Annotated in this window: 24 protein-coding genes and 1 tRNA gene; 7 read left to right on the plus strand and 18 right to left on the minus strand. The window is 64.6% G+C overall.

The window, feature by feature from the left end; all coding sequences use genetic code 11:
* Positions 1 to 25 precede the first annotated feature (25 nt).
* Genes ABID58_RS21420 through ABID58_RS21440 form a run of 5 tightly spaced genes read right to left on the minus strand, consistent with a single transcriptional unit; the run spans position 26 to position 4,618 of the window.
* Positions 26 to 910 (minus strand): intradiol ring-cleavage dioxygenase, encoded by an 885-nt coding sequence (locus ABID58_RS21420; RefSeq protein ID WP_354034406.1) that lies wholly within the window; start codon positions 908 to 910, stop codon positions 26 to 28.
* Positions 911 to 926: 16 nt separating this feature from the next.
* Complete coding sequence (locus tag ABID58_RS21425; protein WP_354034408.1) at positions 927 to 1,829, minus strand: NAD(P)-dependent oxidoreductase; 903 nt, start codon at positions 1,827 to 1,829, stop codon at positions 927 to 929.
* 20 nt (positions 1,830 to 1,849) lie between these two features.
* The gene (locus ABID58_RS21430; protein WP_354034409.1) at positions 1,850 to 3,214 is read right to left on the minus strand and encodes an amidohydrolase family protein; all 1,365 of its coding nucleotides are present in this window, start codon (positions 3,212 to 3,214) and stop codon (positions 1,850 to 1,852) included.
* Positions 3,215 to 3,218: 4 nt separating this feature from the next.
* Complete coding sequence (locus tag ABID58_RS21435; RefSeq protein WP_354034410.1) at positions 3,219 to 4,298, minus strand: maleylacetate reductase; 1,080 nt, start codon at positions 4,296 to 4,298, stop codon at positions 3,219 to 3,221.
* Positions 4,295 to 4,618 carry a Dabb family protein gene (locus tag ABID58_RS21440; protein ID WP_354034412.1) on the minus strand — a complete coding sequence of 108 codons (324 nt, stop codon included), beginning with the start codon at positions 4,616 to 4,618 and terminating at the stop codon, positions 4,295 to 4,297. Before ABID58_RS21440 ends, ABID58_RS21435 begins: the two co-directional genes overlap by 4 nt.
* Before the next feature lie 107 nt (positions 4,619 to 4,725).
* On the opposite strand from ABID58_RS21440, the gene ABID58_RS21445 reads away from it, so the two are divergent.
* Entirely contained in the window at positions 4,726 to 5,646 is a 921-nt protein-coding gene (locus ABID58_RS21445) for a LysR family transcriptional regulator (RefSeq protein WP_354034413.1), read from the plus strand.
* Positions 5,647 to 5,660: 14 nt separating this feature from the next.
* Here the strand turns inward: ABID58_RS21445 and ABID58_RS21450 are convergent, their stop codons facing one another.
* From ABID58_RS21450 to ABID58_RS21465, 4 genes are all read right to left on the minus strand, one after another.
* A complete protein-coding gene (locus ABID58_RS21450; protein WP_354034415.1) occupies positions 5,661 to 5,951 on the minus strand; it encodes a hypothetical protein in 291 nt (96 codons plus the stop codon).
* Positions 5,952 to 6,069: 118 nt separating this feature from the next.
* Positions 6,070 to 6,309, minus strand: a complete 240-nt coding sequence (locus ABID58_RS21455) for a hypothetical protein (RefSeq protein ID WP_148749328.1) — start codon at positions 6,307 to 6,309, stop codon at positions 6,070 to 6,072.
* Between the two features lie 140 nt (positions 6,310 to 6,449).
* Entirely contained in the window at positions 6,450 to 6,692 is a 243-nt protein-coding gene (locus tag ABID58_RS21460) for a hypothetical protein (protein ID WP_354034416.1), read from the minus strand.
* A gap of 166 nt (positions 6,693 to 6,858) precedes the next feature.
* Positions 6,859 to 7,029 (minus strand): hypothetical protein, encoded by a 171-nt coding sequence (locus tag ABID58_RS21465; RefSeq protein ID WP_187434628.1) that lies wholly within the window; start codon positions 7,027 to 7,029, stop codon positions 6,859 to 6,861.
* A gap of 280 nt (positions 7,030 to 7,309) precedes the next feature.
* Here ABID58_RS21465 and ABID58_RS21470 point away from each other — a divergent pair, with 280 nt between their 5' ends.
* Positions 7,310 to 8,008 (plus strand): hypothetical protein, encoded by a 699-nt coding sequence (locus ABID58_RS21470; protein WP_354034418.1) that lies wholly within the window; start codon positions 7,310 to 7,312, stop codon positions 8,006 to 8,008.
* Between the two features lie 211 nt (positions 8,009 to 8,219).
* Here ABID58_RS21470 and ABID58_RS21475 read toward each other — a convergent pair whose 3' ends face one another.
* The 5 genes from ABID58_RS21475 to ABID58_RS21495 form a co-directional block, all read right to left on the minus strand.
* On the minus strand, positions 8,220 to 8,423 hold the full coding sequence (locus ABID58_RS21475) for a hypothetical protein (protein ID WP_354034421.1): 204 nt from the start codon (positions 8,421 to 8,423) through the stop codon (positions 8,220 to 8,222).
* Between the two features lie 108 nt (positions 8,424 to 8,531).
* Positions 8,532 to 8,849 (minus strand): hypothetical protein, encoded by a 318-nt coding sequence (locus ABID58_RS21480; RefSeq protein ID WP_354034422.1) that lies wholly within the window; start codon positions 8,847 to 8,849, stop codon positions 8,532 to 8,534.
* 184 nt (positions 8,850 to 9,033) lie between these two features.
* Positions 9,034 to 9,109, minus strand: a tRNA-Lys gene (locus ABID58_RS21485).
* 273 nt (positions 9,110 to 9,382) lie between these two features.
* Positions 9,383 to 12,043: a glycosyltransferase gene (locus ABID58_RS21490; protein WP_354034423.1), complete on the minus strand. Its 2,661-nt coding sequence runs from the start codon at positions 12,041 to 12,043 to the stop codon at positions 9,383 to 9,385.
* Positions 12,044 to 12,265: 222 nt separating this feature from the next.
* Positions 12,266 to 12,859 carry a beta-1-3, beta-1-6-glucan biosynthesis protein gene (locus tag ABID58_RS21495; protein WP_354034425.1) on the minus strand — a complete coding sequence of 198 codons (594 nt, stop codon included), beginning with the start codon at positions 12,857 to 12,859 and terminating at the stop codon, positions 12,266 to 12,268.
* 227 nt (positions 12,860 to 13,086) lie between these two features.
* On the opposite strand from ABID58_RS21495, the gene ABID58_RS21500 reads away from it, so the two are divergent.
* Positions 13,087 to 14,751, plus strand: coding sequence for a glycoside hydrolase family 17 protein (locus ABID58_RS21500; RefSeq protein ID WP_354034426.1), 1,665 nt, complete (start codon positions 13,087 to 13,089; stop codon positions 14,749 to 14,751).
* Here ABID58_RS21500 and ABID58_RS21505 read toward each other — a convergent pair.
* Positions 14,711 to 15,091, minus strand: coding sequence for a hypothetical protein (locus ABID58_RS21505; RefSeq protein ID WP_148749300.1), 381 nt, complete (start codon positions 15,089 to 15,091; stop codon positions 14,711 to 14,713). The two genes, ABID58_RS21500 and ABID58_RS21505, sit on opposite strands and share 41 nt — an antisense overlap.
* 391 nt (positions 15,092 to 15,482) lie before the next feature.
* Positions 15,483 to 16,904: a hypothetical protein gene (locus tag ABID58_RS21510; protein ID WP_354034428.1), complete on the minus strand. Its 1,422-nt coding sequence runs from the start codon at positions 16,902 to 16,904 to the stop codon at positions 15,483 to 15,485.
* 166 nt (positions 16,905 to 17,070) lie between these two features.
* Between ABID58_RS21510 and glmU the strand changes: the two genes are divergently transcribed.
* On the plus strand, positions 17,071 to 18,438 hold the full coding sequence (gene glmU / locus ABID58_RS21515; RefSeq protein ID WP_354034430.1) for a bifunctional UDP-N-acetylglucosamine diphosphorylase/glucosamine-1-phosphate N-acetyltransferase GlmU: 1,368 nt from the start codon (positions 17,071 to 17,073) through the stop codon (positions 18,436 to 18,438).
* 6 nt (positions 18,439 to 18,444) lie between these two features.
* On the opposite strand, the gene ABID58_RS21520 is transcribed toward glmU, so the two are convergent.
* Positions 18,445 to 18,666, minus strand: a complete 222-nt coding sequence (locus ABID58_RS21520; RefSeq protein ID WP_354034431.1) for a hypothetical protein — start codon at positions 18,664 to 18,666, stop codon at positions 18,445 to 18,447.
* A 220-nt stretch (positions 18,667 to 18,886) separates the two neighbouring features.
* Here ABID58_RS21520 and glmS point away from each other — a divergent pair, with 220 nt between their 5' ends.
* The 3 genes from glmS (at position 18,887) to ABID58_RS21535 (ending at position 22,541) form a co-directional block, all read left to right on the plus strand.
* Complete coding sequence (glmS, locus tag ABID58_RS21525) at positions 18,887 to 20,713, plus strand: glutamine--fructose-6-phosphate transaminase (isomerizing) (protein ID WP_354034432.1); 1,827 nt, start codon at positions 18,887 to 18,889, stop codon at positions 20,711 to 20,713.
* A 79-nt stretch (positions 20,714 to 20,792) separates the two neighbouring features.
* A complete protein-coding gene (locus ABID58_RS21530) occupies positions 20,793 to 21,563 on the plus strand; it encodes a DUF502 domain-containing protein (RefSeq protein WP_354034434.1) in 771 nt (256 codons plus the stop codon).
* A gap of 120 nt (positions 21,564 to 21,683) precedes the next feature.
* Positions 21,684 to 22,541, plus strand: coding sequence for an NAD(P)-dependent oxidoreductase (locus ABID58_RS21535; RefSeq protein ID WP_354034581.1), 858 nt, complete (start codon positions 21,684 to 21,686; stop codon positions 22,539 to 22,541).
* Positions 22,542 to 22,581: 40 nt separating this feature from the next.
* Here ABID58_RS21535 and recG read toward each other — a convergent pair whose 3' ends face one another.
* Positions 22,582 to 24,690, minus strand: coding sequence for an ATP-dependent DNA helicase RecG (recG, locus tag ABID58_RS21540; RefSeq protein ID WP_354034435.1), 2,109 nt, complete (start codon positions 24,688 to 24,690; stop codon positions 22,582 to 22,584).
* Positions 24,691 to 24,775 lie beyond the last annotated feature (85 nt).

Raw genomic sequence — 24,775 nt, forward strand, 5'->3', positions numbered from 1 at the left:
TCAGTCCGTCGAGTCGACGTTCGGCTTACGCCGCCTGCGCGTTGCTTGCGGCCCGCTTCAGGCCGAAATCATAGTTGAGGTGATAGTAGGCGGCATCCACCATGCGACCATCCGGCGCACGGCCGGCCGGGCAGCGCACGAAGTCGTGGATCAGGCTGTCCTTGACGCCGAACACCACATCGCTGTCGAGATATTTATCGCCGGCGACGAACACATGCGTCACGAGCTGCTCGAAGCCCGGCGCCGAGATCATGAAGTGCACATGCGCCGGGCGCCAGGGATGGCGGCCCTGCGCTTCCAGCATCTCGCCGACCGGACCGTCATGCGGGATCGGATAGGCCGCGGGCTTGATCGACCAGAAATGGAAGCGGCCGTTGGCGTCGGTGTGGAAGCGGGCGCGCATCGCGAGATCGCCGATCTCGTCGAGCTGCTGCACGTCGTAATAGCCGTCATTGTCGGAATGCCAGACGTCGACCACGGCGCCTGGAAGCGGCTTTCCGTCGACGGTCGAGACCGAGCCGGTGACGATCATGGGATCGCCTTCCATGCTGCCCGAGATATCGTCGCCGTTCTGCTTCTCGGGTGCGGCCTGGACGAAGAACGGGCCGAGCACGGTGGTCTCGGTCGCGCCTTCCGGCACCGGGTGGTTGATCGCGTCGACCAGCATGGAGACGCCGAGCGTATCCGACAGCAGGATGAACTCCTGCCGCTTGTCGTCGCACATGTGGCCGGTGCGGGTCAGGAAGTCGATGCCGTATTCCCATTCCTTCTGGGTCGGCCTGATTTCGCGCACGAAGGCGTGGAGGTGACGCACCAGGGCTTCGCTGACCTGCTTGATCCGCGGATCGGTTGCGCCCGCGATGCGCTCGAGCACGGCGTCGGTGATGTTGGTCTCGCTGAAATTACGCAAATTCTGCCTCCGTCGATCAGAGTTTGGGCTCGCCAAGGCCCGAGAGACGTTCGAGATGCTTGACGGTCGCGATGAAGTCGGTCTCGCCGTCGCCCTGCGCAACCAGCGCGCCGTAGGTCTCGCGCACCTGAGCCGCGAGCTGCAGCGGCACGCCGACGGCATGGCCGGCGCCGAGGATGAGATCGAGGTCCTTGGCCATCTGCTTGCAGGAGAAGCTGGAGACGAAGTCGCGCGTTCGCAGCGGCGCGGTCTTGTACTTCACCATGGGGGAAGCGACCGCACTCTCATCCAGCACTTTCAGAATGTCCTGCCAGCCGATGCCGCCCTTGCGCGCCAGCGCCAGGCTCTCGGCCATCATTGCTGCCGAGACCGCGATCATGAGATTGACCGCGAGCTTTGCGTAACGCGCTTCCTCGCGCGCGCCGAGATAGGTCTGGGCCCGGGTGAAGCTCGCAAACAGCGGCTTGGCGCTCTCGAAGGCATCGTTGGGCCCGGAGACGAAGCAGCTCAGCGCGCCGGTATGGACGATGCTGGCGTTGCCAGAGACCGGCGCCCGCAGATACGAAATCCCGCGGGCCTGTGCCGCGGCATCGACTTCGGCGGAGGCTTCGGCGCTGACCGTGCTGGTCTCGATCAGCACCGCCTTCGGCGCCATCGCGCCGATCAGCCCGGTCGGGCCGAGCATCACCGCGCGCAAGGCGGCGTCGTCGGGGAGCGATGTGATGACCACAGGCCGGCCGTTGACGGCCTCAGTGGGTGAGCTTGCGACAGCGATGCCGTGCTCGCGCGCCTCGTTGATCCGCGCCGCGCTCTGGTCGAAGGCGGTAACGGCATAGCCGGCCTTGGCGACGAGAAGCGACATCGGCAGGCCCATCTTGCCAATGCCGATGAACGCGACCTGTTTGCTTGCATCAGTCATTTCTTGTTGTCCGTTGGCCGCTATCTGGCGGCGTGGCCTTGTTGTTCGATATCCCGCACCAGCCGCTGACCGGATTGCGCGAGCAGCTCCTTCTTCCGGTCGAGCCCGTCGACCAGTAATCGTCCGTTCCGCTTCTTCCAGCGGCCTCCGATCATCACCGCCTCGATATTGGCAAGGCTCGTCTGCATCACCACGGTGGCGACGGGATCGTGGACCGGGAAGAGATTGAGATCGTCGGCATTGATCATCACGAGATCGGCGAGTTTTCCGGGCGTCAGCGAGCCGATCTCGCTCTCGCGGCCGAGCATGCGCGCGCCCTCGGTGGTGATCCATGCCAGCGCCTCGCGCGCGGGAATCGTGGTCGTCGCCGGAATGGCGCCCGCGTTCTTGCGCATCTCCGCATTGTCGAGCGCGCGCTGCATCGACAGTGCGACGCGTGCGGCGGAGATGAGATCGCCTGCCAGCACGGATTCCAGGTCGATCCCGATGGTGGGGCGCACGCCGCGCTTGAGCAGCCGTCCGGTGATGGGAAAGCCGTGGCCCTGGATCATCTCGTTTTCGGGGGTCACCGAGAAGGTGACGCCGAGGTCGATCAATCTTTGCAGGAGATCATCGGGCAGGTCGTTGCCATGGACGATGTTGACGTGGGGACCGACGAGGCCGGCCTCGATCAGCTTCTCCCAGCCGCCTTGCGTCTTCGCCGGCCCGCCGCCCTGATGCATCGAGGCGATCAGGCCGAGCTCCCGCGCCAGCTGAAAATCATGCAAGGACACGTCGAGCGTCGAATAATGCGGACCGAGAATGGCAAGCCCGAGCGTCACGAGCCCGTCGCGGTCGGCGAGGGGACCTGCCAGCAGCCGCTCGACCTCGCGGCGCGGATGCGGCACCTCCGAGAAGTGCGGCTCGCCCGGCTTCGGCTCGGGCTTCGGTGAGCCGTGGAAGAAGGCGGCGCGGATGCCGCTCTCGAGCAGGCCGCGCACGGCTGCGTCGGTATGGGCAGGCGTCGGGTTGTTGTGGCACCAGTCGACCAGCGTGGTGGTGCCGCAATTGATCTGGTTCAGCGCGCCCGAGAGGGTGGCGATGTAGATGTCGTCGGGGGCGAACAAGGTCGCGAGCCCGGCATGCATGCGGCGGAAATATTCGAGCAGCGTCCAGTTCGCAGCATAGCCGCGCAGCGCCGTCTGCCAGGTGTGCATATGCGCGTTGATGAGCCCGGGGATGACGATGCGGCCGCGGCCGTCGACGACCTCGGCATCAGCGGCTTCAATACCGGGACGCACCTCGGCGATCCGCCCGTTCTCCACCAGCACGTCGCCGACACGGAGATCGCCGATCGAAGCGTCCATGCTGATGATCGTTGCCGACTGGATGAGGGTGCGCCGCATGTCGTCAAGCCGCCGCTTTGGTTGCTGCCGGCGGCTCGCCCGCCCAGGCGCGCGCAATGAGGTCGCGGATGGCGGTGCGCTCGAGCGGACGCGGATTCCAGTAGGCATTGGTCACGGCGAGGTCGGCCGCCTTGTCGATGCCGCTCTCGGGCATGCCGATGTCGCGCAGCGCAACCTTGGCTCCTAATCGCCTGGCGAGATCGTAGAGCCCCTGCGCCGCATCGGCCGCAGCGATCGCGCGGGCGATCCGCGTCATCGCGTCAGGCACGGCCGGTGCGTTGTAGGCCAGCGCATGCGGCAGCACGATGGTGTGCGTCTCGGCATGCGGGAGGTCAAAGGTGCCGCCGAGGGTGTGGCAGAGCTTGTGATGCAGCGCCATGCCGACGGTGCCCAGGCACACGCCGCATAGCCACGCGCCATAGAGTGCGTCGCTGCGGGCGGCGCGATCGTCGGGCTTGGCCGCAATCGCGGGCAGGGCACGCGCCAGCGCGCGGATGCCTTCTTCCGCCATCAGCGAGGTCACCGGATTGGTGTCGCGCGCATAAAGCGCTTCGACCGCGTGGGCGATGGCGTTGATGCCGGAGGTGGCAGTGAGCCCGACCGGCAGCGTCAGCGTCAGGTCGACGTCGTAGATCACGGTCTCCGGCAGCACGGCGGCGTCGCGCACCGTGGTCTTCAGGCCGTTTTCAGTCTGACCGAGGATCGGCGTCATCTCCGAGCCGGCATAGGTGGTGGGAATGCAGAGCTGGTTGACGCCGGTCCGCAAGGCGAGCGCCTTGCCTAGTCCCGTCGTCGAACCGCCGCCGAGCGCGACCACGCAGTCGGCATCGCAACCTTTCATCGCCGCGATTGCACGCTCGGTCACCTCGACGGGCGTGTGCATCGTGGCGCCGGCGAAGATGCCGGCATAGAGCGGGCCGAGCGCTGCGCCGAGTGCTGTACCTTGCGCTTCCTGCTGCGGCGTCGTCAGCACCAGCGCGCGCTTGCCGCCGAGGCGCTCGACCTCGGCTTTGGCCGCGGCAAGCGTCCCGCTCCCGAACACGACGCGGCAAGGCAGATTTTCAAAGGTGAATGAACCGATCATGCGCCGGTCTCTTTGACGGGATAATCGACCTGGAAGCGCCCGATCCGCAAGTCGCCGAGTTCTTCCCGCACCCGCAGATGTTCCGGATGGGTGGCGTAGGCCTTTAAGGCGCTGCTGTCGGTAAACTCGGAGACGAGGACAACGTCGCAGGCATAATCGACGTCGCTGATGTCAGCGCCAACCTCGATATGGGTGAGGCCGTCGATCCGGCCCCGGAGGCCTTCGAACAGGGTTTTGACCTTGGTCCGGGCGGCCAGGCGTTCAGCCTGGGTCTCCCCGCGCAGCCGCCACATCACGATGTGCTTGATCGGACCCGACATTTCCTAAATTTCCTCGCCTGCGATCTTGCTTGTTGGCGCCATTTTGCCTTGCAGAAATCGGAAATAAAGACCAAAAATCGTAAGTCTCTTTTCCATTATGAGGAAGAATGGACCGGCTTCTCCAGCTCGAGGTGTTCTCCAGGACGGCCGAGCTCGGCAGCCTCTCCAAGGCCGCCGACACATTGCGGATGTCGAACGCCGCAGCGAGCCGGCACCTGCGCGCGCTGGAGGAGCGGCTCGCGGTCCGGCTGATCGAGCGCAACACGCGCCGGCAGTGGCTGACCGAAGCCGGGCAGGAGCTATTGCAGCGTTGCAGCACGCTCTTGAATGAGCTCGCCGAAGCCGAGGACGCCGTCAGTGACCGCGCGCTGTCGCCCAAGGGCATGCTGCGCGTCACGAGCTCGCTGTCGTTTGCGATGATCTACATGGCGCCGATGCTGCCGGCGTTTCGCAAGCTCTATCCGAAGCTCGACGTCCAGATCACCGCCGCCAACCGCTATCCTGATTTCATCGAGGCCGGCATCGATGTCGCGATCCGCACGCGAGAGCAGGAGCCGGATTCCAACATCATCATCCGCCGCATCGGACAGATGCGCCGCGTACTTGCGGCCGCGCCGTCCTATCTCGCGGCGCATGGCGTCCCCGAGCATCCCGCCGATCTCGCGCGTCACGACATGCTGGTCTACAACCTCGCCAACGATCCCTATTCGCTGCGACTAAGCCAGGGCAGCACGACGCAGACGGTCCGCATCGCGCCGACGCTCGACAGCAATGATGGCCAGATCATCTGCGGCGCCGCGCGCGCGGGGCTCGGCATCCTGATCCAGCCGCTTTACATCGTGCAGAGCGATATCGCGGCCGGCAAGCTCGTGCCGGTCCTGCCCGACTGGGAACTGCCGCTGTTGACGATGAACGTGGCCTACCAGAACCGCGTCCGGCTGCCGGCGAAGATCAGGGTGTTTTCGGACTTTCTGGTCGACCACATCCGCGCGCATTCGGATACCGGGATCTGGATCGAGGCGACGTAGTCGGCCCACCGGCGCTAGTCCGATCGCTCCTGCACCCGCGTCCGTCCGATGGACGACCGCGACCGGGGAGCGGCGCGCGGTTCGGGCGAGGTAGAGCGCCCGGCTGCATCCGCCTCGTACTGTTCCTTGCGGGCCTTCCGCGCGTTTCGCATCGCGCGCTTGATGAACGGATGTTGCGAGTCCTCGGCGAAGAACAACACGACTTCGCAACCGGGGCACTGCCTGGAGTAGCCGTCCTGCAACCGGCCTGCGCGATCGCGAAACATCGTCTTGCAGCGCGTGCACTGGACCTGGACGAAGCTCATGCGGGACAATCAATGATGATTGGAAATCGGCAGCCACGGTGAGCCGAATATCTGAAGAAAGCCTGAAAGCCGGTTGCGAGTTTGGCGCGCGTCTTGCTGCGCAACCGGCTGCGCGCCGCTATTGTTTCGCCGCCATCGCATCCAGGCAGTGGTTGAGATAGTCGGTCCGATCTCGCAGCAGCACTTTCGCCAGATCCGCCTTCAGGGCGCATTCGCGCTGACGGATTTGCTCGGCGCGGCGCTTTTCGGCCGCCTCGCGGTATTCGGGTGCAACCTTGCTGGGATCGACCAGCCCCTGCGATCGGGCGGGCGCCATGGCAAGGAGTGCGACGGCTGCGAAAATAATAACCTGTTTCAAATGAGCCTCCGTAAAAGGCTCATCCTAGCGCCTGGTTTCTGAAGGCTCAAATGGCAAGTGTGATAGAGCCGATCAACAACGCGGCCTGCCTGACCCAGGTGACTGGCTTGATGATTGCGAAGTTGGCCGGGCGACCTTCGTCACTTCGGGACGTGGTCGATCTTGTGCCCCAAATGCCCGGTGTCGTGATCGCGACGCAGCTGGCTCAGCGACGTCTCGTTCAACTGATGCAAGACCTCGCTTAGCGTTGTCGCATCCGGGTAGCCGGCCGCAAAGCCCTTGCCGTAGATCTTGCGCAATGTACCGACCAGCGTGTTGCCGTGCTTCTTGCTGATCGCGCCGTCCTTGTCCCGATGGCGACTATCCAGGCCAGCTTCCTTCATGTGTCTCTCCCCGTGCGGCGTCTGCGCGCCTGACGTGAGCGTGCTCCCAAAAGAGTTGATTGGCAACGGTGAGGCCCGCGAGAGTTGCACCTCAGCAAACGCCGCAACAACGCCTCGTCCAATGTTGGCCGAGACGGCTAAGTCGCTTGCGCGGTGAGGGGAGTGGCTAAGCTGCCTGCTCCTCAAACGAGGTGTAGACCCGGCCCTTGGGATCGACGATTTGAACGTCGCGACACCCGTCCCCGATCAATTCCCTGGCCTTCTTGAGGGCGGCGGCGAGTGACTCGCGCTTCAGGTTGACGACGCCTGCCGTGTCGAAACCGGTGATTTCAAACATGCCGCTCCTCCGTTTGATCGAATCCTACACCTTTCCGGCGGGTTGTCTCCTGGCTTTTTTTGGCAGGGCGGGTGGAACAGAACGTAAGGTCTGCCACCGCAATTCCATCGCATCGCCCCGTAGTCGGCCGGAGTGGATGGACATGCCTGGCGGCCACGTCGCTAACTTGGAATTAATCCGAAAAGCCCACAATTTTTGGCAGTTGTAGGTGGGTGCTGCGTAAAGGAGGCGTCGCGAGGACGTTCCGGCGACGGCCTCCTTTTGCTCGCTCATGAGGTCAATGCGCATGACCACGACATCCGAAACGCTCGGCTTCGCCGAACACCTCGACGCCGCAGCACTTGCAGCCGCAGCATTCGAACCCCAAGCCGAACACGAAGCCGAACACGAAGCCGAACCGGCAGCGGCGGAAGCTCCAGCACCGGGCAAGCGGTCCAGCCGGAAATCGGTCCTGGCGCTGTCGGTGTGTGCCCTGGCGATCAATGGCGCGGCGGCCATCTATACATTGCCGTTTGATCTTCCGTCGCCGAACATCAGCAGCTTGGCAGCGCTGCTTCCGCGCCAGGAAGAGCCCATCGCAAAACCGGATCCGATTGTCGCTGCCCTGAAGGACATCCAGTCGGCCCAGCAGCAACAGGCCGCATCGCTGCAGGAGATCAATTCCTCGCTGCAGCAAAATGCGGCTCTGCGGCAGCAGGATTCAACGACCCTCGTTTCTCTCCGACAAAGCATCACGGACGAACGAGGCGACGTGAAGAAGATATCGCCGCAGCTTTCGACGCTGATCGCGAAGATCGACTCGCTGCAAACTGCAATGACGTCGGACGTGACGTCCTCGATTCGAAGAGCGCATGCTCGCTATGGACTGTCCGCGGCGATGCGCAAACGGATGGTTCGGCAGTCGAAATCTATCGGGCCCATTTCGGTTGGAGGCGCGCCACTGACTGCGCCGGCGACAGTTGCAGCCCCGGAAAGCTGAAGGTACCTGGCACGCCAGGCGCTCCCGGCGCTCTGATCCGCAATTGAATCGGCAGCCGGGAGCATCGGGGGCTGGAAAGCGAGCCGTGCCAAGTTCGCCCTTTTACGATCATGGGTAGAACAGCCGACTCCGGTAGTCATACGGAGTCCATTTTCGGAACGGGGTGTTCTACTGTGAGAACACCGGCGAGATTTGAGTACCGACCATTTTTCTAGTTGTCCGGGATGGCCGCAGCGGGGGCTGGAACCACCCTGCGGCCTTTCCCCATTTTGAAGACGGTCATTGATCCCTCTTCAACTTCCGCCGGCCCCCCCAACGGCTCTTTGCAATTCGGGTTAAACTCATGGTGTCGGTTCAGCGCACGCATGACGCCGATCCGCGCGAACAGCGTCGGGCCGCCGCGCTCGACCACCAAGAGCTTCCATCGCCACACGCCACTCCGGTGCTTCGTGCTCCGCGTCGTGGGTGTGGCAAAGCGGCCAGGCAAAGGAAGCACTTGAGCTGCGCTTTACGAAGCTGTCGCTCAGTGCCTCGCCGCTCTCTCAAGGAATTCCAACATCGAGGGCGCCACGTCCTCGAATTCGACGAAGCGACGGCGCAGCTCATCCGCGATATCCGTGGTCACATCGCGCGACCATCCCTCGGTCGTGTTGAAGGCGACGATGCGAGCTGGACGGATGTAATGGCCTTCGATCAAGTGCCGCAGCAGAGTCGCACGGTTGCTGTCCTCTTCGGCCGTTTCGGACCAGGCCCGCCCCAAACGGCCGCCGAAGTCCTCAAGCACAAGATAGACATCGTGGCTTGCCGCACTCTGCGGCACGATGGATGGAGCCTGACCCATGAGAACGCCGCTGGCTAAAGTTCCCTTCAGGACCGACGCTGATCCTAAACGGTGGAAAAGGCTACGGCTAAAAAGGGTTAGTTAGATAGGCGGCCGTACTCCCAACGTGGCGCGTTCCCGCGCTGCTCGGCCCGCCGCGTTTTTTGGGCGATGGCGGATTGGGGCGCAAGTTTTTGGTTTCGTGTGGTGAGCGCGCTGGGGCTCGAACCCAGGACCCCGTGATTAAAAGTCACGTGCTCTACCGGCTGAGCTACGCGCTCCCATGGCCGCCGATGGCTTCAGAAATCAATCGCCATCGTCTTCGGACATTTGGAAAAGCATGTCTTGCCGCCGCGTTTGACTGAAGTGCTGCGGGGAAAACCGGCTGTTTCCGGATCATGCTTTCGGCCCGCGCTGTGTAGGGGGATGGGGCGCGGAGGTCAATAGCGTGCGCGACTGCCAAAGATCGCGCCAGGGGCGGGGATTTGCGCGACATTTCCATCGCTTAGCCCGGGATTTTCAACCCGATTGGCGGCCGGCCATCCACGCCGAAGTCAGTTCACCTCCCGCCGCACCTCGCTCGGCACCGGCTGCGCGTTGCCGGGCGCCGGCAGGGCGACCGGGCGCAGGCCGATCAGCTCGGCGGTGCGGATCGCGCTGTCGCGCCAGAATTGGAACGAGTTGATGCGGCTGAGCTCGAGGATCGCAATCGCGACCGCGGCCAGGAACGGCAGGCTCTGCAGCACCAGGACGCCGGCGAAGATATAGATCTCGGTGATCTGCCTGAAACTGTTGGAGGCGATCAGCACGCCAGAGCCGATCAGGAGCAGGGCGCCGATCACGGCCTCCCAGAACGCCTGGAACTCGATCGACATCCTGGACAGGCCGCCCTTGGAGGTGCGCGCGAATGCGATGTGCTCGGTGATCAGTCCTTGCGCGACTGCACGCGAGACCGTCCATTGCACGCTCATCGCGGCGATCATGGCGCCCAGCATCTGGCCGGGCTTGATCGCGACGCGCGCGCGGTACATCGACAGGAAGTGCGCGAGCGAGACAACGAAGGCGCCGATGATCGGCAGCGTCAGAATCTTGTCGGGGATCGCGATGTCGGCGAAGGCGACGATCGGCACCCAGACGAGGTTGAGCAGTGCCACGACCACGCCGAGACTTTCGGCCCCGAGCCAGTTCAACCAGCCGAGACCATATTCGCGCTTCTGGTCCGGCGTCAGCCGGCTCCGGCCCGGCAGGAACTGCCGCCAGTGCTTCTTCACGATCTGGAGCCCGCCATAGGCCCAGCGGTGACGCTGCTTCTTGAACGCCTCGTAGGTGTCGGGCAGCAGGCCCTGGCCGTAGCGGTGGTTGGTGTAATGGGTGGTCCAGCCGAGCTCCTGGATCGCAAGCCCGAGATCACTGTCTTCGCAGATCGTGTCGGATGACCAGCCGCCGGCCATGTCCATCGCGGCGCGGCGGATCAGGCACATCGTGCCGTGCACGATGACGGCGTTGAGCTCGTTGCGCTGGACCATGCCGATGTCGAAGAAGCCGGCATATTCGCCGTTCATGATGTAGTGCATGATCGACAGATCGCCGTCGCGGTGTTCTTGCGGCGCCTGCACGAGGCCGACGCGCGGGTCGGCGAAGGCCGGCACGAGGTCCTTCAGCCAGTCGGGCTCGACGACATAGTCGGCATCGAGAATGCCGATGATTTCGGCATCGACGGCGGTGCGGTCCATGGCGATGCGCAGCGCGCCGGCCTTGAAGCCCTGCACCTTCTCGGCGTTGATGAACTTGAAGCGTTCACCGAGCGTGCGGCAGTGATCCTGGATCGGCTGCCAGAAGGCGGGATCGGGCGTGTTGTTGATGATGACGACGCATTCGTAGTTGGGATAGTCGAGCCGCGACAGCGCATCGAGCGTCTGCTTGAGCATGTCGACCGGCTCGAAATAGGCGGGGATGTGGATCGAGACCTTCGGGCAGTAATTCTCGGGCACGTTCTCGACCGGCTTGCCCTTGGCGAGCAGCCGCTGCGGCGGCCGGCCGAAGGCGACGGCCGCGATCTCGTCGATGCGGGCCATCGCGATGAGGACAAGGGGAACAAGAAGTATCATGCCGAGCGTCAGCGCGAAGGCCGAGCCGAAGAGAAAATAATGCCCGTTCCAGAACGCGAATACGGTCGCGGCCCAGGCGCCGACGCCGTTGGCGGTGGCCGACAGCAGAAACGCCTGCCTGGCGGTCGGCTGCTCCAGCCGAAGGATCGGAAGCGACAAGAGGATGCCGACCAGCAGCGCGATCGTCATCAGCTTCCAATAATCGGGATTCTCGACCGGGCCGGTCCAGGCGAATTTCGGCTCGCGGCTGGCGTTGAGGATGCCCCAGTACGGACCGACGCCGCCTTCAAAGTACTTCCAGGGCTGATCGATCGCCTCGACGATGTTGTACTCCATGCCCAGCGCCTCGGCGCGGCTGACGAAATTGCGCAGCGTCAGCGCCTGCTGGAACGGACCCGGATCTGCATTGCGCAGATTATAGCCCGCGCTCGGCCAGCCGAACTCGGCGATGACGATGCGCTTGCCCGGGAACTGGTTGCGCAAAAGGTTGTAGCGGTCCACAGCCTGATCGACCGCCTGGTCCGAGCGGAAGTTTTCCCAATACGGCAGGACGTGCGCGGCGATGAAATCGACGTTGGAGCCGAGGTCGGGGTTGTCGCGCCAGATGTTCCAGATCTCGCCGGTGGTGACGGGCACGCGCACCGCACTCTTCACCCGCTTGATCATCTCGATGAGGTCTTCGACCTTCTGCTCGCCGCGATAGATCACCTCGTTACCGACGACGACGCCGTTCACGTTGCTGTTCTTGCGCGCGAGCGCGATAGCAGCCTTGATCTCCCGCTCGTTGCGCTCCGGATCCTTGCCGATCCAGGCTCCGACCGTGACTTTGAGCCCGAACTCGGCGGCGATCGGCGGCACCAATTCGTTGCCTTCCGTCGCCGAGTAAGACCGAATCGCACGCGTGAGGGTCGAGAGCTTTTTCAGATCGGCACGTATCTTGTCGGGGTCGAGGTTGTTGTCGACAATATGTCCCGGTTCGAACGGCGTATAAGACAGGCTGGGCAACAGGCCCTTGAAATCAGGCGCGGGTTCCTTGTCGCGCAGGACTCCCCAGAGGCCGGCGTGGAGCATGGACACGAGCAACAGAACGGCGGCGACAACGCGCATCGCGGCTAAACCAAAAGGGGCTGAGGGGGCAGGGAAGCGGATCCGACCCCGAGATCCGACCAAGTCCACGGCAAAGGGAGCATACCTCTGCCGCACGGTTTCTCAACTGTCATGGCCTCATGTCCTTATCAGGGCATGGCCTTGTCCGGTCCGGTCAACGCGCGGCAGTGCCGTCTGTTGCTATCGCCGATCGTTCCTGAACGGAGGCTGAAACGATCGCGGCTATTTCTGGGGTGCCGGCGACGGGCTTGCCGCAGGCGTGGGGCTCGCGGCCGTCTGGGGGGCTTGCGAATTGCCGGTGGTCGGCGCCGGCGGCTGCGATGCCGCGGCGGCCGCCTGCTGCGGCTGGGAAGCCGGGTTGATCCAGCAAGCGTGGACACGGCTGTCCAGGGTCTCGGCAATCTTGGGATCGATCTGGGCGCCGAAGCGGGTCAGGCAGCGGAACGCCGCCTGGATGTGGCCGCCGGGGCAGCCGAAGCGGTCATAGAGGTCGAGATGGCGGAATGCGGTATCGAGGTCATCCCGCCACATCAGCCGCACCACGCGCCGGCCGAGCCAGACGCATTCGGGATTGCCGGCCGGGCCATTGATGACTTGAGCGGCTTCCGCGAACTCGTCGGTGCGGCGCTGGTTCTGGGCCGCGTCCTTGGCGGCGTCGGCGGGCTGGGTCGCGGCCTTGCCCTGGTCGGGGGCGGGCGAGCCGCTCTGGGCGGAGGCGCCACCGAGGCCAGTCAGCAGGACGAGGGAGGAGACGGCCAAGGTGGCGGCGAACTGCCGCAGGACCGCATTTCGTAACTCGAACACCCGTCGCCGCATGAATTCCCCAATATCTCAGCCGTCCGTCCGCGCGGGAGGACCTCGCGGACGCCGAGACGTGATGGCGTCCAAATGGGTCTCCAATGCGGCGGAAAAGTCCCGCAAATTCCAATGACCTGTAATTGGATTTTTGTCCAGCAAAGTCACGATCCTAGGGCCCGGTCGAACGGCCGCAGCCCAATTCGCCGGGGAGAGCGCCAAGCCGACCCGCCTCACCCCCTTGGCAGATGGCGTGCGAGCAGGTAATCGACGGACCCTCGCGGAGGACGGAACCAATTTCACTTCGTACGCCACTGGCGCTCCTGCTTGTCTCCCTCTGTGCGATTGCTGCCGTGTGGTGGTGGCTGGCCACGCCGATCACGCTCGCGCGCGCACCCATCGATCCCAATGACAAGGTTCAATGCGTCTCCTACGCGCCGTTCCGCGGCGACCAGACGCCGCTGAACGAATGGACCCATATCGAGGCCGACCAGCTCGAGCAGGATTTGCGCCAGCTCAAGCAGATCACCGACTGCGTCCGCACCTACTCGATCGAGAACGGGCTCGACCAGGTGCCGGCGGTCGCGACCAGGATCGGCGGGCTGAAGATAATCCAGGGTATCTGGCTCGGCAGCAACCGCGCCAAGAATTTAGCGCAGGTTGCGACCGCTGTGCGCCTCACCAAGGAATTCCCCGACACCATCTCCTCGCTCGTCGTCGGTAACGAGGTGCTGCTGCGCGGAGAGATGACGACGTCGGATCTCACCGCGATCATCCGTTCGGTGAAGGCGCAGGTCAGCGTGCCCATTACCTATGCCGACGTCTGGGAGTACTGGCTGAAGAACCGCGACGTCTATGACGCCGTCGACTTCGTCACGATTCATATCCTGCCTTATTGGGAGGATATGCCGGTGAAGGCGAAGTTCGCGGCGAGCCATGTCGAGGCGATCCGCGAGCGCATGGCGGTGGCGTTCCCCGGCAAGGAGATCCTGATCGGCGAGACCGGCTGGCCGAGCGAAGGTCGCATGCGCGACGGCGCGCTGCCGTCACGCACCAACCAGGCGCGCGTCGTCTCGGAAATCCTGGGGCTCGCGAAGGCGCTGAAGTTTCGCGTCAACCTGATCGAGGCCTACGACCAGCCGTGGAAGCGGCAGCTCGAAGGCACCGTCGGCGGTTATTGGGGCCTGTTCGATTCCGTGCGGCGACAGCTGAAATATCCGCCGGGCGAGCCGATCAGCAATTTCCCGTTCTGGAAATGGTACATGGGCGCCGGCATGTTTCTCAGCGTGCTGGTGTTTGCGGTGGCCGGCATCACGCTGCGCCGCCGGCCCTGGACGCCGCGCTTCTCGGCCTGGCTCGGCGTCGGCATCTCCGCGACATCAGCGGGCATCCTGCTCGGGATTGCCACCGACAAGATGATTTACGAGAGCTACGGCTGGGGCGGCTGGCTGCAATGGGGCATGCTGCTGCTGGCCGGCATCCTGTCGCCGATCTTATGCGCGCAGGCGCTCGTCATCGGCCGCAATTTGCCGAGCTTCCTCGACTTGCTTGGCCCGCGCGAGGGACGGAAATGGTCGAAGCTCTCGGCCGTGCTGGGGCTGACCCTGGCGGTGACGGCGGTGATCGCGGCAGAGACCGCGCTCGGCTTCGTGTTCGATCCGCGCTACCGCGACTTCCCCTATGCCTCGCTGACGATGGCGGTGGTGCCGTTCGCGCTGTTGATGCTCAACCGCCCGCAGATCGGCGTGCGCCCGATCGCAGAAGCCGTGTTCGCAGGGCTGCTGGCGCTGTCGGCCGTCTACGTGATCCTGAACGAAGGCCGCGACAACTGGCAGGCGATGTGGACCTGCGCGATCTATCTCCTGTTCGCGCTCACGCTGTGGCGGGCGCGGGCCGAGCAAAGCCAAGGATGAGCAGGCCGATCGCCAGGCCCGACAGCACGATGTTGTAGAGCACGATGCCGAGGCCGGCTGCGACCACGCCGAGCGTGAGCAGCACGATCGAAGGCCGCATCAGGTTCAGCGTCGCGATCACCAGCGCGACGATGCCGAACACCGAATTCTTGAACAGCGACGTCGACACCGAGCGCGCCTTGCAGATCATGGTCTGCAAGCCGGCATCGCATGCGAGCGACACTTGCGAGAACTCGACGGCGAGATAGCGCACATAGAGCGCCCAGCCGACGGTGACGAAACCGACGACGATGAGAAACTGCACCTGATACGGCGTGAGGCGAAACGGCTTTTTTGTCATGGGGGCAATATGGTCGGGATGGCCGGAGGGAGCAACAGGGCCGGGGCATTTTTACACCGGGGGGCAGCGCAGGCCGCTGCATGCATTTGCGGCACCCCGAACGCATCGGAACCGTAGCCATACGGATTTGCTAGAGTTCCAGCGTGGCCTAACATCCGATTTGAAGCGTGGGCGCGATCGCAGATCCAGTCAGGAGCAGATCACGTCCTTCAAGAACGCGACTGCGAGGATGCGAGCGAGGTTGGCAATGGTTGAAGCGTTGCAGGTCAATTTTGCGCTTTGGGGCATGATCATTTGCGCGGCTATCAAGATCAGCCAACTGGCGGCTGTTCTTTGAACGGCGCAGTCTCAGGGAGACGCGCCGCCGATTCAATCGGAAGTCCTGACAGTCCTACCGTCTGAAGAACGACGATATCGTCGAGCTCGCCGACGCCGTCTCCGGCTTGGCCTGAGCGGCCGGCTGTACCGGAGGCGCCGGCGCGGGCTCCTCGCGCTTTGACGAGCGCTTGGAGGAGTAGCTGCGGCGGTGCTTGTCTGGCTTGGCGGCGGGCGCGGGGGCAGGGGCGGTTTCAGCTTGCGGCACCGAGTCCTGGCTCTTCTCCTGGCCCTTCTCCAAGCTCTTGTCCTGGTTCTTCTCTGAACCCTTGTCTTGGGCTTTGTCCTGGGCCTTGTCTTGGGTCTTGTCCTGGTTTTTATCTTGGGACTTGTCCGAGCTGCCGCGCATCGACAAGCGCTGGCCGTCGAACACTGTCGTCTCGCAGTGGCGGTCGTTCTCGGCCAAGCCTGCGCAGAGCTTTGCGGCGGCGGCGGCATTAATCAGGGGACCGGCACCCAGACGCAGCTGCATCCCGAGGCCGTTATTGCCTTCCTTGATCATGATGATCGGCCGAAGTGCTGCGACCTCCGGATTGGACTTGCTCAGGCCGCGCCAGAGCGCGCGCAGGCCGTCGACCGAGTTCGCACCGCCGAGATCGATGGCAAAGCGCGTCTGCTGGACTGCGATTGCGGGCGACTCGGCTTCGGTTGCCTCCGGCGGTTTGGCTGGTCCCGCGGCGACTTCGGTGGAAACGGGCGCCGGCTCGGATTTCTTCTCGGGGGCGTCCGGCTGAATCAGTTTCGACGCGGCCGGATCGGGCGGCGCCATGATCGACTTTGATGGCACCAGCGGAAGGATCGGCAGTGCCGACGTCGTTACCGGCGACTGCGGGACGAGCGAGGCGGCAGCCGCCGTCTGCGGCGGCGGGCCTGGCTGATCCTTCGCAGCGTCTTTCGACGTTTCCTTCAAGACGTCCTTGGGCGCCCGCGGCTTGTCGACCAGCGAGGCTGCGGTCGAGGCGACCGGTGCGATATCCGGGGCCGGGGACTGCGCGGCGGCAACGGGCGAGTCCTGCGGCTTCGACGCGGGGGGCTGCGGCGATGTCGCGCTCTGCTTGGCGATGGCGCCGGTGACGGAATCGAGCCCCTGCTCGAGCACCGTGACGCGCGAATAGAGCCGGTCGCGATCGGTGTTCAGCGTCTCGATGGCGGAGGCTAGGCGACGCGCTTCGAGCTGGCTTTCCTTGGTCAGCACCTGGAGACGGTCGGACTGGTGGGCGAGATCGGCGGAGGCGACCTGGTCGCGGCGCCAGCCGAGCTGGGCCTGGTTCGCCAAAACGGCGATCACGACGGCGCCGACAGCGGTCGCGCCCCATGAGCCCAGCCGCCACATCATACGGCGATCGAACGTGCTTTCTTCAGCCAAGAGTCCGGAGAACAGCCCGCCGGTCTCCTTGTCGCCGAAGGCATCCGCCAGTGGGTCGGAATCCTTTGCCATGAACGTTTAGTGCCCAGCCCCGCCTGGCTTCCCCGAATCAATCAGGGAACATTAACAGGAAAACCCCCTCGCACTTGAATTCCGGGTGTTTGCGGGGGTAGCAAGGCGGCAAGCTCTCGTCGCCCATCGTGTGATGATTGATTCGGCCGTATTTGACAGGATTGCTATGACCGTCCGCTCAAGCCTCACGATCGTGCTCGCCGCCGGCGAAGGCACGCGCATGCGATCCAACCTGCCGAAAGTGCTGCATCCCGTAGCTTCCCAGACGCTGCTTGCCCACGTGCTCGGAGCCGCACCGCGCGGAACCGGCACTGCGCTTGCGGTCGTGATCGGCCCCGATCACCACGCGGTCGCGGACGAGGCGAAGCGGATCCGGTCCGATGCGCTCATCTTCGTGCAGGCCGAGCGGCTCGGCACCGCGCACGCGGTCCTGGCGGCAAGGGAGGCGATTGCGCGCGGCGTGGATGATGTCCTGATCGCGTTCGGCGATACGCCGCTGATCTCGGCCGAGACTTTTGCGCGGCTCCGTGCGCCGCTCGCGAAAGGTGCCGCGATTGCCGCGCTCGGCTTTCGCGCAGCGGACCCGACCGGGTATGGCCGCTTCATCGTCGAGGGCGACCGCCTGGTCGCGATCCGTGAGCACGCCGACGCCAGCGCGGACGAGCGCAAGATCGATCTGTGCAATGCTGGCGTGATGGCGATCGACGGCCGCCGCGCGCTCGCGATCCTCGACAAAATAGGCAATGCGAATTCCAAGGGCGAGTATTACCTGACCGATGCGGTCGGCGTCGCCTGCGACAATGGATGGGAGTCCGTGGTGATCGAAACCAGCGAGGACGAAGTGCGCGGCATCAACACCAAGGCCCAGCTTGCAGAAGCGGAAAGCGTGATGCAAGCGCGGTTGCGCAAGGCTGCGATGGAGGCCGGCGTCACGCTGATCGGCCCCGAAACCGTCTATCTCTCAGTCGATACCGTGTTCGGCAAGGACGTCACCATCGAGCCCTTCGTGGTGATCGGGCCGGGCGTTTCGATCGCCGACGGCACCGTGATCCATTCCTTCTCGCATATCGTGCAGACTACGCTCGGCAAGAACGTCTCGATCGGGCCTTATGCGCGGCTGCGCCCCGGCACCTCGCTCGGCGATGGCGCGCGGATCGGCAATTTCGTGGAGACCAAGGCCGCGACGCTGGAGGCCGGCGTCAAGGTCAACCATCTCTCCTACATTGGCGACGCCACCATCGGCGCCAACTCCAACATCGGCGCCGGCACCATCACCTGCAACTACGACGGCTTCAAGAAGCACAAGACGGTGATCGGGCAGGGCGCCTTCGTCGGTACCAACTCCTCGCTGGTCGCGCCGGTGAAGATCGGCAATGGCGCCTATATCGGCTCAGGCTCGGTGATCACGCGCGATGTGCCCGATGACGCCATGGCGCTGGAGCGCAGCCCGCAGACCATCCGCGAAGGTGGTGCTGCGCGTTACCGCGAGCTGAAGACAGACGGCAAGAAAGTGGACAAGAAGCCCGAGAAGTGAGCGGCGTTACTCGTCGGCGAATTCTGAGAAGACCGCGCGCGTCAGGCGCCAGCCGCGCGGGCTTGCACGCTTCGCGGGCTTGCCCTCGGCATGCTTCGTGAAGACCAAGACGGGCTTGCCTTCCTTGCTGCGGTGGGGCGGCGGCCAATGCGCGAGGTGCGTGCCCGTGGTCTCGCTGGCGAGCAGATACGTGGGTGACAGACCTTTGCGGTCGGACGTGGCTTTCATGGCCGTGATCTCCCGTAGGGGAATCGTTGGCCAAACTTGTTGACAACAAGTTAATTCGCGCGGTTAAAGCCGGCCACATCGACGCAGGCGAAGGCATGCCGTCATCTGACGCTGTCGCAATCCGTCATAATTATTGAGTAACTGGTTCCTTAGGAACTTCGCTAGAAACCGAGCGCGTCGTTTAGGCGATTTTTCGACGATTTGGGGGATATTGATCCGCATGTGCGGGATTGTCGGCATTCTCGGGCGCGAGCCGGTTGCAGAGCAATTGGTGGATTCGCTCAAACGTCTCGAATATCGCGGCTACGATTCCGCGGGCGTCGCCACGCTTGAAGGCAAGCATCTGGAGCGCCGCCGCGCCGAGGGCAAGCTGAAGAATCTGGAGAAGCAGCTGGAAGCCGAGCCGCTGAAGGGCACCACCGGCATCGGTCACACCCGCTGGGCCACCCACGGCAAGCCGACCGTCAACAATGCCCATCCGCATGCGACCGAGCGCGTCGCGGTCGTCCACAACGGCATCATCGAGAATTTCCGCGAGCTGCGCGAGGAGCTCGAGAAGAAAGGCACGGTGTTCCACACCGAGACCGACACCGAGATCGTGCTGCATCTCGTCGACGATCTGCTGACGCGCGGCAACAAGCCGGTGGAAGCCGTGAAGCTGACCCTGGCGCGCTTGCGCGGCGCCTTCGCACTCGGCTTCATCTTCGCTGGCGACGACGATCTGTTGATCGGCGCCCGCAACGGTCCGCCGCTTGCGATCGGCTATGGCGACGGCGAGATGTATCTCGGCTCGGATGCCATCGCGCTGGGGCCGTTCACCGACACGATCAGTTATCTCGAAGACGGCGACTGGGTCGTGCTGACACACAAGAGTGCTGCGATCTTCGACAAGGACGGCCACGCCGTCCAGCGCGACAAGATCAAGCACGCCGCCTCGACCTCGCTGGTCGACAAGGCGAACTACCGCCACTTCATGGCGAAGGAGATCCACGAGCAGCCGGAAGTGGTCGGCCACACGCTGGCGCGCTATGTCGACATGGCGACCGAGCGCGTCTCGCTGCCGGTCAAGCTGCCGTTCGACTTCAAGGACATCCAGCGCATCAGCATCACGGCCTGCGGCACCGCAAGCTACGCCGGCATCGTTGCAAAATACTGGTTCGAGCGGTTTGCGCGCGTGCCGGTCGAGGTCGATGTCGCCTCCGAATTCCGCTACCGCGAAGCGCCGTTGCGCAAGGGCGATCTCGCCATCTTCATCTCGCAATCGGGCGAGACCGCCGACACACTGGCTGCGCTGCGCTACGCCAAGGCCGAGGGCGCGCACACGATTGCCGTCGTCAACGTCCCGACCTCCACCATCGCGCGCGAGAGCGAGACCGTGCTGCAGACGCTGGCCGGCCCCGAGATCGGCGTCGCCTCGACCAAGGCCTTCACCTGCCAGCTCATGGTGCTGGCGAACCTCGCCATTGCGGCCGGCAAGGCCCGCGGCGAATTGTCCGCCGAGGACGAGACCAAGCTCGTCCATGGCCTGGTCGAGATCCCGCGCCTGATGTCGGATGCGCTCACGGCCGAGATCCAGATCGAGAAGCTCGCGCATAGAATCGCAAAATCCCGCGACGTGCTCTATCTCGGCCGTGGCACCAGCTACCCGCTGGCGCTCGAAGGCGCGCTGAAGCTGAAGGAAATCTCCTACATCCACGCCGAGGGCTATGCCGCCGGCGAGCTCAAGCACGGCCCGATCGCGCTGATCGACGAGACCATGCCGGTCGTCGTGATCGCGCCCTACGACCGCGTGTTCGAGAAGACCGTCTCCAACATGCAGGAGGTCGCCGCCCGCGGCGGCAACATCATCCTGATGACCGACGCCAAGGGCGCGGCCGAGGCGACGGTGGATTCGCTCGTCACCATCGTCATGCCTGACATGGCCGCGGCCTTTACGCCGATGGTCTATGCGGTCCCCGTGCAGCTGCTCGCCTACCACACCGCGGTGGTGATGGGCACCGACGTGGACCAGCCGCGCAATCTCGCGAAATCCGTGACGGTGGAATAGGCAGAACGGACCAGGCCGCGCTCTTCCAAAACCTGCTAGAAGCCCCTAGCTTGAACGAAGCGACCGACCTGGAACCAGAATGACCACCCGCGACGACGTGCCTGCGCCTCTCGATCCCGCCCCGGAGCCGCATACCGGCCTGATGGGCCGTTTCCGCAATTATTTCCTGACCGGGCTGATCGTCACCGGTCCGATTGCGATCACGCTGTATCTGGTCTGGTGGTTCGTCACCTGGGTCGACGGCGTGGTGCGACCGTTTGTTCCGCTCGCCTATCGACCCGAAACCTATCTGCCGTACGTCGTCCCGGGCTGGGGACTGGTTGTCGCATTTTTCACGTTGACGCTGGTCGGCTTCCTCGCAGCGAATCTGATCGGCCGCACGCTGGTCGATGTCGGCGAGACCTTCCTCGGCCGGATCCCGGCGGTGCGGGCGATCTATCGCGGCCTGAAGCAGGTGTTCGAGACGTTGTTCTCGGGCAAGGGCTCGAGCTTCCGCAAGGTCGGCCTCGTCGAGTTTCCATCGCCCGGCATGTGGTCGATCGTGCTGATCTCGCAATCCCCGAACGAGGACGTTGCGCGCAGCCTGCCGGGGCAGGAGGAACATGTCTCGGTGTTTCTGCCGTGCTCGCCGAACCCGACCACCGGATTCTTCTTCTACGTGCCCAGGAGCAAGATCATCGAGGTCGACATGAGCACCGAGGACGCGGCGACGCTGATCATGTCGGCCGGTGTGGTGCAGCCGGGCTCGGCGCCGGATCCGAAGAAGGCAGCCGCGCTCGCCGGCATGGCGAACGCCGCGCGCATTGCCAACGCCTCCACGTTCCAGCCCGAGCCTGCAAAGGCAGAGTAGGGCTATTCCGCGGCGGGATGGCCTGAGATCACGCGGGCATTCGCATCCTCTGCTAATGTTCCGGTCGAACTGAGCGCCAATGCTCGGAGTTCGAACTGGAGTGCCCCGATGTCCAACTCGATGTCGAAAACCATTGCGATCCTCGCGCCCGGCGCCATGGGCAGCGCGGTGGCCCGCCGCCTCAGCGAAAACGGCGCGCGCGTGCTGACGTCCTTGAAAGGGCGCAGCGAGGCGACGCTGAAACGGGCGGCGGATGCCGGCATGGTCGGCGCCGAGGACGAGGCGATCGCGGACGCCGACATCATCCTCTCGATCGTGCCGCCGGGCGAGGCGGTGGCGCTGGCCGAGCGGCTCGCCGCATTGATCGTGAAACGTAACAAGAAGCCGGTCGTGGTCGACTGCAACGCCGTCAATGTCGACACGGTGAAGCGGATCGAGGAGATCATCGGCTCGGCGCAGGCGCCTTTCGTCGACGGCGGCATCATCGGCTTTCCGCCGCAGCCGGGCGGCAAGAGCCCGGCGTTCTACATGTCAGGCGAACATGCCGGGGATGTCGCGGTGCTCAGGGAATTCGGGCTCGACCTGCGCATTGTCGAAGGCCCGGTGGGGGCGGCTTCCGCGCTCAAGATGTCCTACGCCGGCATCGTCAAGGGTCTCGCCGGGATCGGCTCCGCCATGGTGGTCGCCGCGACGAAGGCGGGGGCCGCGGACGCGCTGCGCGACGAGCTCGCGCTCAGCCAGCCCGCGATCCTAGCGCGGCTCGAGGTCGCGCTGCCCGACATGATCCCGAAGGCCTATCGCTGGGTCGCTGAGATGCAGGAGATTGCCGGCTTCCTCGGGCCGGATCATCCGGCAAGCCAGATCTACCAGGGTTTTGCCAGATGGTTCGAGCATCTGGCCGGGGACGCAAAGGGCGAGGCGGTCGATGCGGAGCTGATGAAGGCGTTTGCCGCCAATATCGGGAAGAAGAAAGCCTAAATTGGCATTTCGCTACGCTCGCAATGACAAGGAGGCGGCGTTATCCCGCCCCGATCAGCGGGATCGCCTCGTCCCGCTCGTAGAGATACAGCAGGCAGCGCAGCGCTTCGCCGCGCTCGCCTTTCAGCTTCGGATCGTCCTTCATGATGCGCAGCGCCTCGTCTCTAGCCTGCGTGATGAGCTGGCCGTGGACCTCCGGGCGCGCGATGCGGTAGCCGGGCAGGCCGCTCTGGCGGACGCCGAGCACATCGCCTTCGCCGCGCAATTTCAGATCCTCTTCAGCGATACGAAACCCGTCGGTGGTCTCGCGGATCACTTTCAGCCGCGCCTTCGACATTTCGCCGAGCGGTTCGCTGTAGAGCAAAATGCAGGTCGAAGCCTCCGAGCCGCGCCCGATGCGGCCGCGCAGCTGGTGCAGCTGGGCGAGGCCGAAGCGTTCGGCATTCTCGATCACCATGATGGTGGCGGCCGGCACGTCGACGCCGACCTCGACCACGGTGGTTGCGACCAGAAGCCCGATCTCGTGCGCGGCGAACTGGCCCATGACGCGGTCTTTTTCCGTGCCCTTCATCTGTCCATGGACGAGGCCGACGCGATCGCCAAAACGCTTCTGCAGGCTTTCGAAGCGCTTGGTCGCGTTGGTGAGATGCTCGGTCCCCTCCGCCTCGGATTCCTCGACCAATGGGCAAATCCAGTACACCAGCTTGCCGGACTCGAGCGCGCGGCCGACGCCGTCCATGACCTCGCCGAGCCGGCTCATGGCGACGGCGCGGGTGTCGATCGGCTGGCGGCCGGCGGGCTTTTCGCGCAACTCGCTGATGTCCATGTCGCCGAAATAAGTCAGCACCAGCGTGCGCGGGATCGGGGTTGCGCTCAGCACCAGCACGTCGACGGCTTCGCCCTTCGAGGTCAGCGCCAGGCGCTCGCGCACGCCAAAGCGGTGCTGCTCGTCGACGATGGCGAGTGCCAGATCGTGGAAGATCACGTCATCCTGGATCAGCGCATGGGTGCCGACGAGGAGATCGATCTCGCCCTCGGCGAGCTGCGTGATGATCTCGCGCCGCTCCTTGCCCTTTTCGCGGCCGGTGAGGATCGCGACCCGCATGCCGGCGCGCTCGGCGAGCGGAGCGATCGTCTTGATGTGCTGGCGTGCCAGAATTTCGGTCGGCGCCATCAGGGCGGCCTGCTTGCCGACCTCGGCGACGGCGGCGGCCGCCAGCAGCGCGACCACGGTCTTGCCGGAGCCGACGTCGCCCTGGAGCAGGCGCAGCATGCGCACCGGCTGCTGCAGATCGTTCGCGATCGCCGCAGCTGCATCGCGCTGCGAGGACGTCAGTGCGTAGGGCAGGGCATCGATGATCTTGTGGCGCAAATGCCCGTCGCCGGCATTGCGCACGCCGGCGGGACGCCGGAGCTGCGCGCGGATCAAGGCGAGCGCGAGCTGGCCGGCAAGCAGCTCGTCGAAGGCGAGGCGGGACCAGAACGGCTGGTCCGGCAGAATGTCCGTCAGCTCGACCGGCTGGTGCACGCGATTGAGCGCTTCCGCGATCGGCGGGAAATTGCAGCGGCGCTGCACCTCCGGGCTGATCCATTCGGGCAGGGCCGGCAGCTTCTGCAGCGCCTGCGCGATCGCGCGGCGGAGCGAGCCGAGCGCGAGGCCCTCGGTGAGCGGATAGACGGGGTCGATGCCAGAGAGCTTTGAGATCGCCTCCTCGTCGAGCACGCGGTCGGGATGAACGATCTGCGGCATGCCGTCGTACATCTGCAGCGTGCCGGAGACGAACCGCTTCTCGCCGACAGGCAGCAGCTTCTCGACATAGCCGGGCTTGGCGCGGAAGAAGGTCAGCACGACATCGCCGGTGTCGTCGCTGGCATAGACCAGATACGGCGCGCGGGCGTTGCGCGGCGGGGGCGGGCGGTGGCGGTCGACGGTAACCTCCAGGGTCACCATGGTTCCCTGGACCGCGTCGCGGATTTTTGGCCGCGCCCGGCGGTCGATAACCTGGCTCGGCAGATGCAGCAGCAAATCGACCAGCCGCGGCGGCTCGTTGCGGCTGAGCAGATATTGCAGCAGCTTGTCCTGCTTCGGACCGACGCCGGGCAGGCTGGTCACGGGAGCAAACAGCGGATTGAGCAGGCTGGGGCGCATGAGAGCGAATCTAGGATCGTTTCGGCTCGTCGTGCCCGGCTTTATGCCGGGCATCCACGGCTTTTTTCGCAGCCCTTCGCGGGCG

This window comes from Bradyrhizobium sp. S3.2.6 (genome assembly GCF_040546885.1).
Classification (GTDB): Bacteria; Pseudomonadota; Alphaproteobacteria; order Rhizobiales; family Xanthobacteraceae; genus Bradyrhizobium; species Bradyrhizobium cytisi.

Bases quoted from the DNA above. Each gene is read 5' to 3' on its own strand.
- ABID58_RS21460 (WP_354034416.1), bottom strand. From the start codon at position 6,692: ATGAAGGAAGCTGGCCTGGATAGTCGCCATCGGGACAAGGACGGCGCG.
- ABID58_RS21440 (WP_354034412.1), bottom strand. From the start codon at position 4,618: ATGTCGGGTCCGATCAAGCACATCGTGATGTGGCGGCTGCGCGGGGAG.
- ABID58_RS21510 (WP_354034428.1), bottom strand. From the start codon at position 16,904: ATGGCAAAGGATTCCGACCCACTGGCGGATGCCTTCGGCGACAAGGAG.
- ABID58_RS21435 (WP_354034410.1), bottom strand. From the start codon at position 4,298: ATGATCGGTTCATTCACCTTTGAAAATCTGCCTTGCCGCGTCGTGTTC.
- ABID58_RS21500 (WP_354034426.1), top strand. From the start codon at position 13,087: ATGGCGTGCGAGCAGGTAATCGACGGACCCTCGCGGAGGACGGAACCA.
- ABID58_RS21495 (WP_354034425.1), bottom strand. From the start codon at position 12,859: ATGCGGCGACGGGTGTTCGAGTTACGAAATGCGGTCCTGCGGCAGTTC.
- ABID58_RS21505 (WP_148749300.1), bottom strand. From the start codon at position 15,091: ATGACAAAAAAGCCGTTTCGCCTCACGCCGTATCAGGTGCAGTTTCTC.
- ABID58_RS21490 (WP_354034423.1), bottom strand. From the start codon at position 12,043: ATGCGCGTTGTCGCCGCCGTTCTGTTGCTCGTGTCCATGCTCCACGCC.
- ABID58_RS21465 (WP_187434628.1), bottom strand. From the start codon at position 7,029: ATGTTTGAAATCACCGGTTTCGACACGGCAGGCGTCGTCAACCTGAAG.
- ABID58_RS21425 (WP_354034408.1), bottom strand. From the start codon at position 1,829: ATGACTGATGCAAGCAAACAGGTCGCGTTCATCGGCATTGGCAAGATG.
- ABID58_RS21480 (WP_354034422.1), bottom strand. From the start codon at position 8,849: ATGGGTCAGGCTCCATCCATCGTGCCGCAGAGTGCGGCAAGCCACGAT.
- ABID58_RS21450 (WP_354034415.1), bottom strand. From the start codon at position 5,951: ATGAGCTTCGTCCAGGTCCAGTGCACGCGCTGCAAGACGATGTTTCGC.
- ABID58_RS21535 (WP_354034581.1), top strand. From the start codon at position 21,684: ATGTCGAAAACCATTGCGATCCTCGCGCCCGGCGCCATGGGCAGCGCG.
- ABID58_RS21470 (WP_354034418.1), top strand. From the start codon at position 7,310: ATGCGCATGACCACGACATCCGAAACGCTCGGCTTCGCCGAACACCTC.
- ABID58_RS21530 (WP_354034434.1), top strand. From the start codon at position 20,793: ATGACCACCCGCGACGACGTGCCTGCGCCTCTCGATCCCGCCCCGGAG.
- glmS (WP_354034432.1), top strand. From the start codon at position 18,887: ATGTGCGGGATTGTCGGCATTCTCGGGCGCGAGCCGGTTGCAGAGCAA.
- ABID58_RS21520 (WP_354034431.1), bottom strand. From the start codon at position 18,666: ATGAAAGCCACGTCCGACCGCAAAGGTCTGTCACCCACGTATCTGCTC.
- ABID58_RS21445 (WP_354034413.1), top strand. From the start codon at position 4,726: ATGGACCGGCTTCTCCAGCTCGAGGTGTTCTCCAGGACGGCCGAGCTC.
- glmU (WP_354034430.1), top strand. From the start codon at position 17,071: ATGACCGTCCGCTCAAGCCTCACGATCGTGCTCGCCGCCGGCGAAGGC.
- recG (WP_354034435.1), bottom strand. From the start codon at position 24,690: ATGCGCCCCAGCCTGCTCAATCCGCTGTTTGCTCCCGTGACCAGCCTG.
- ABID58_RS21430 (WP_354034409.1), bottom strand. From the start codon at position 3,214: ATGCGGCGCACCCTCATCCAGTCGGCAACGATCATCAGCATGGACGCT.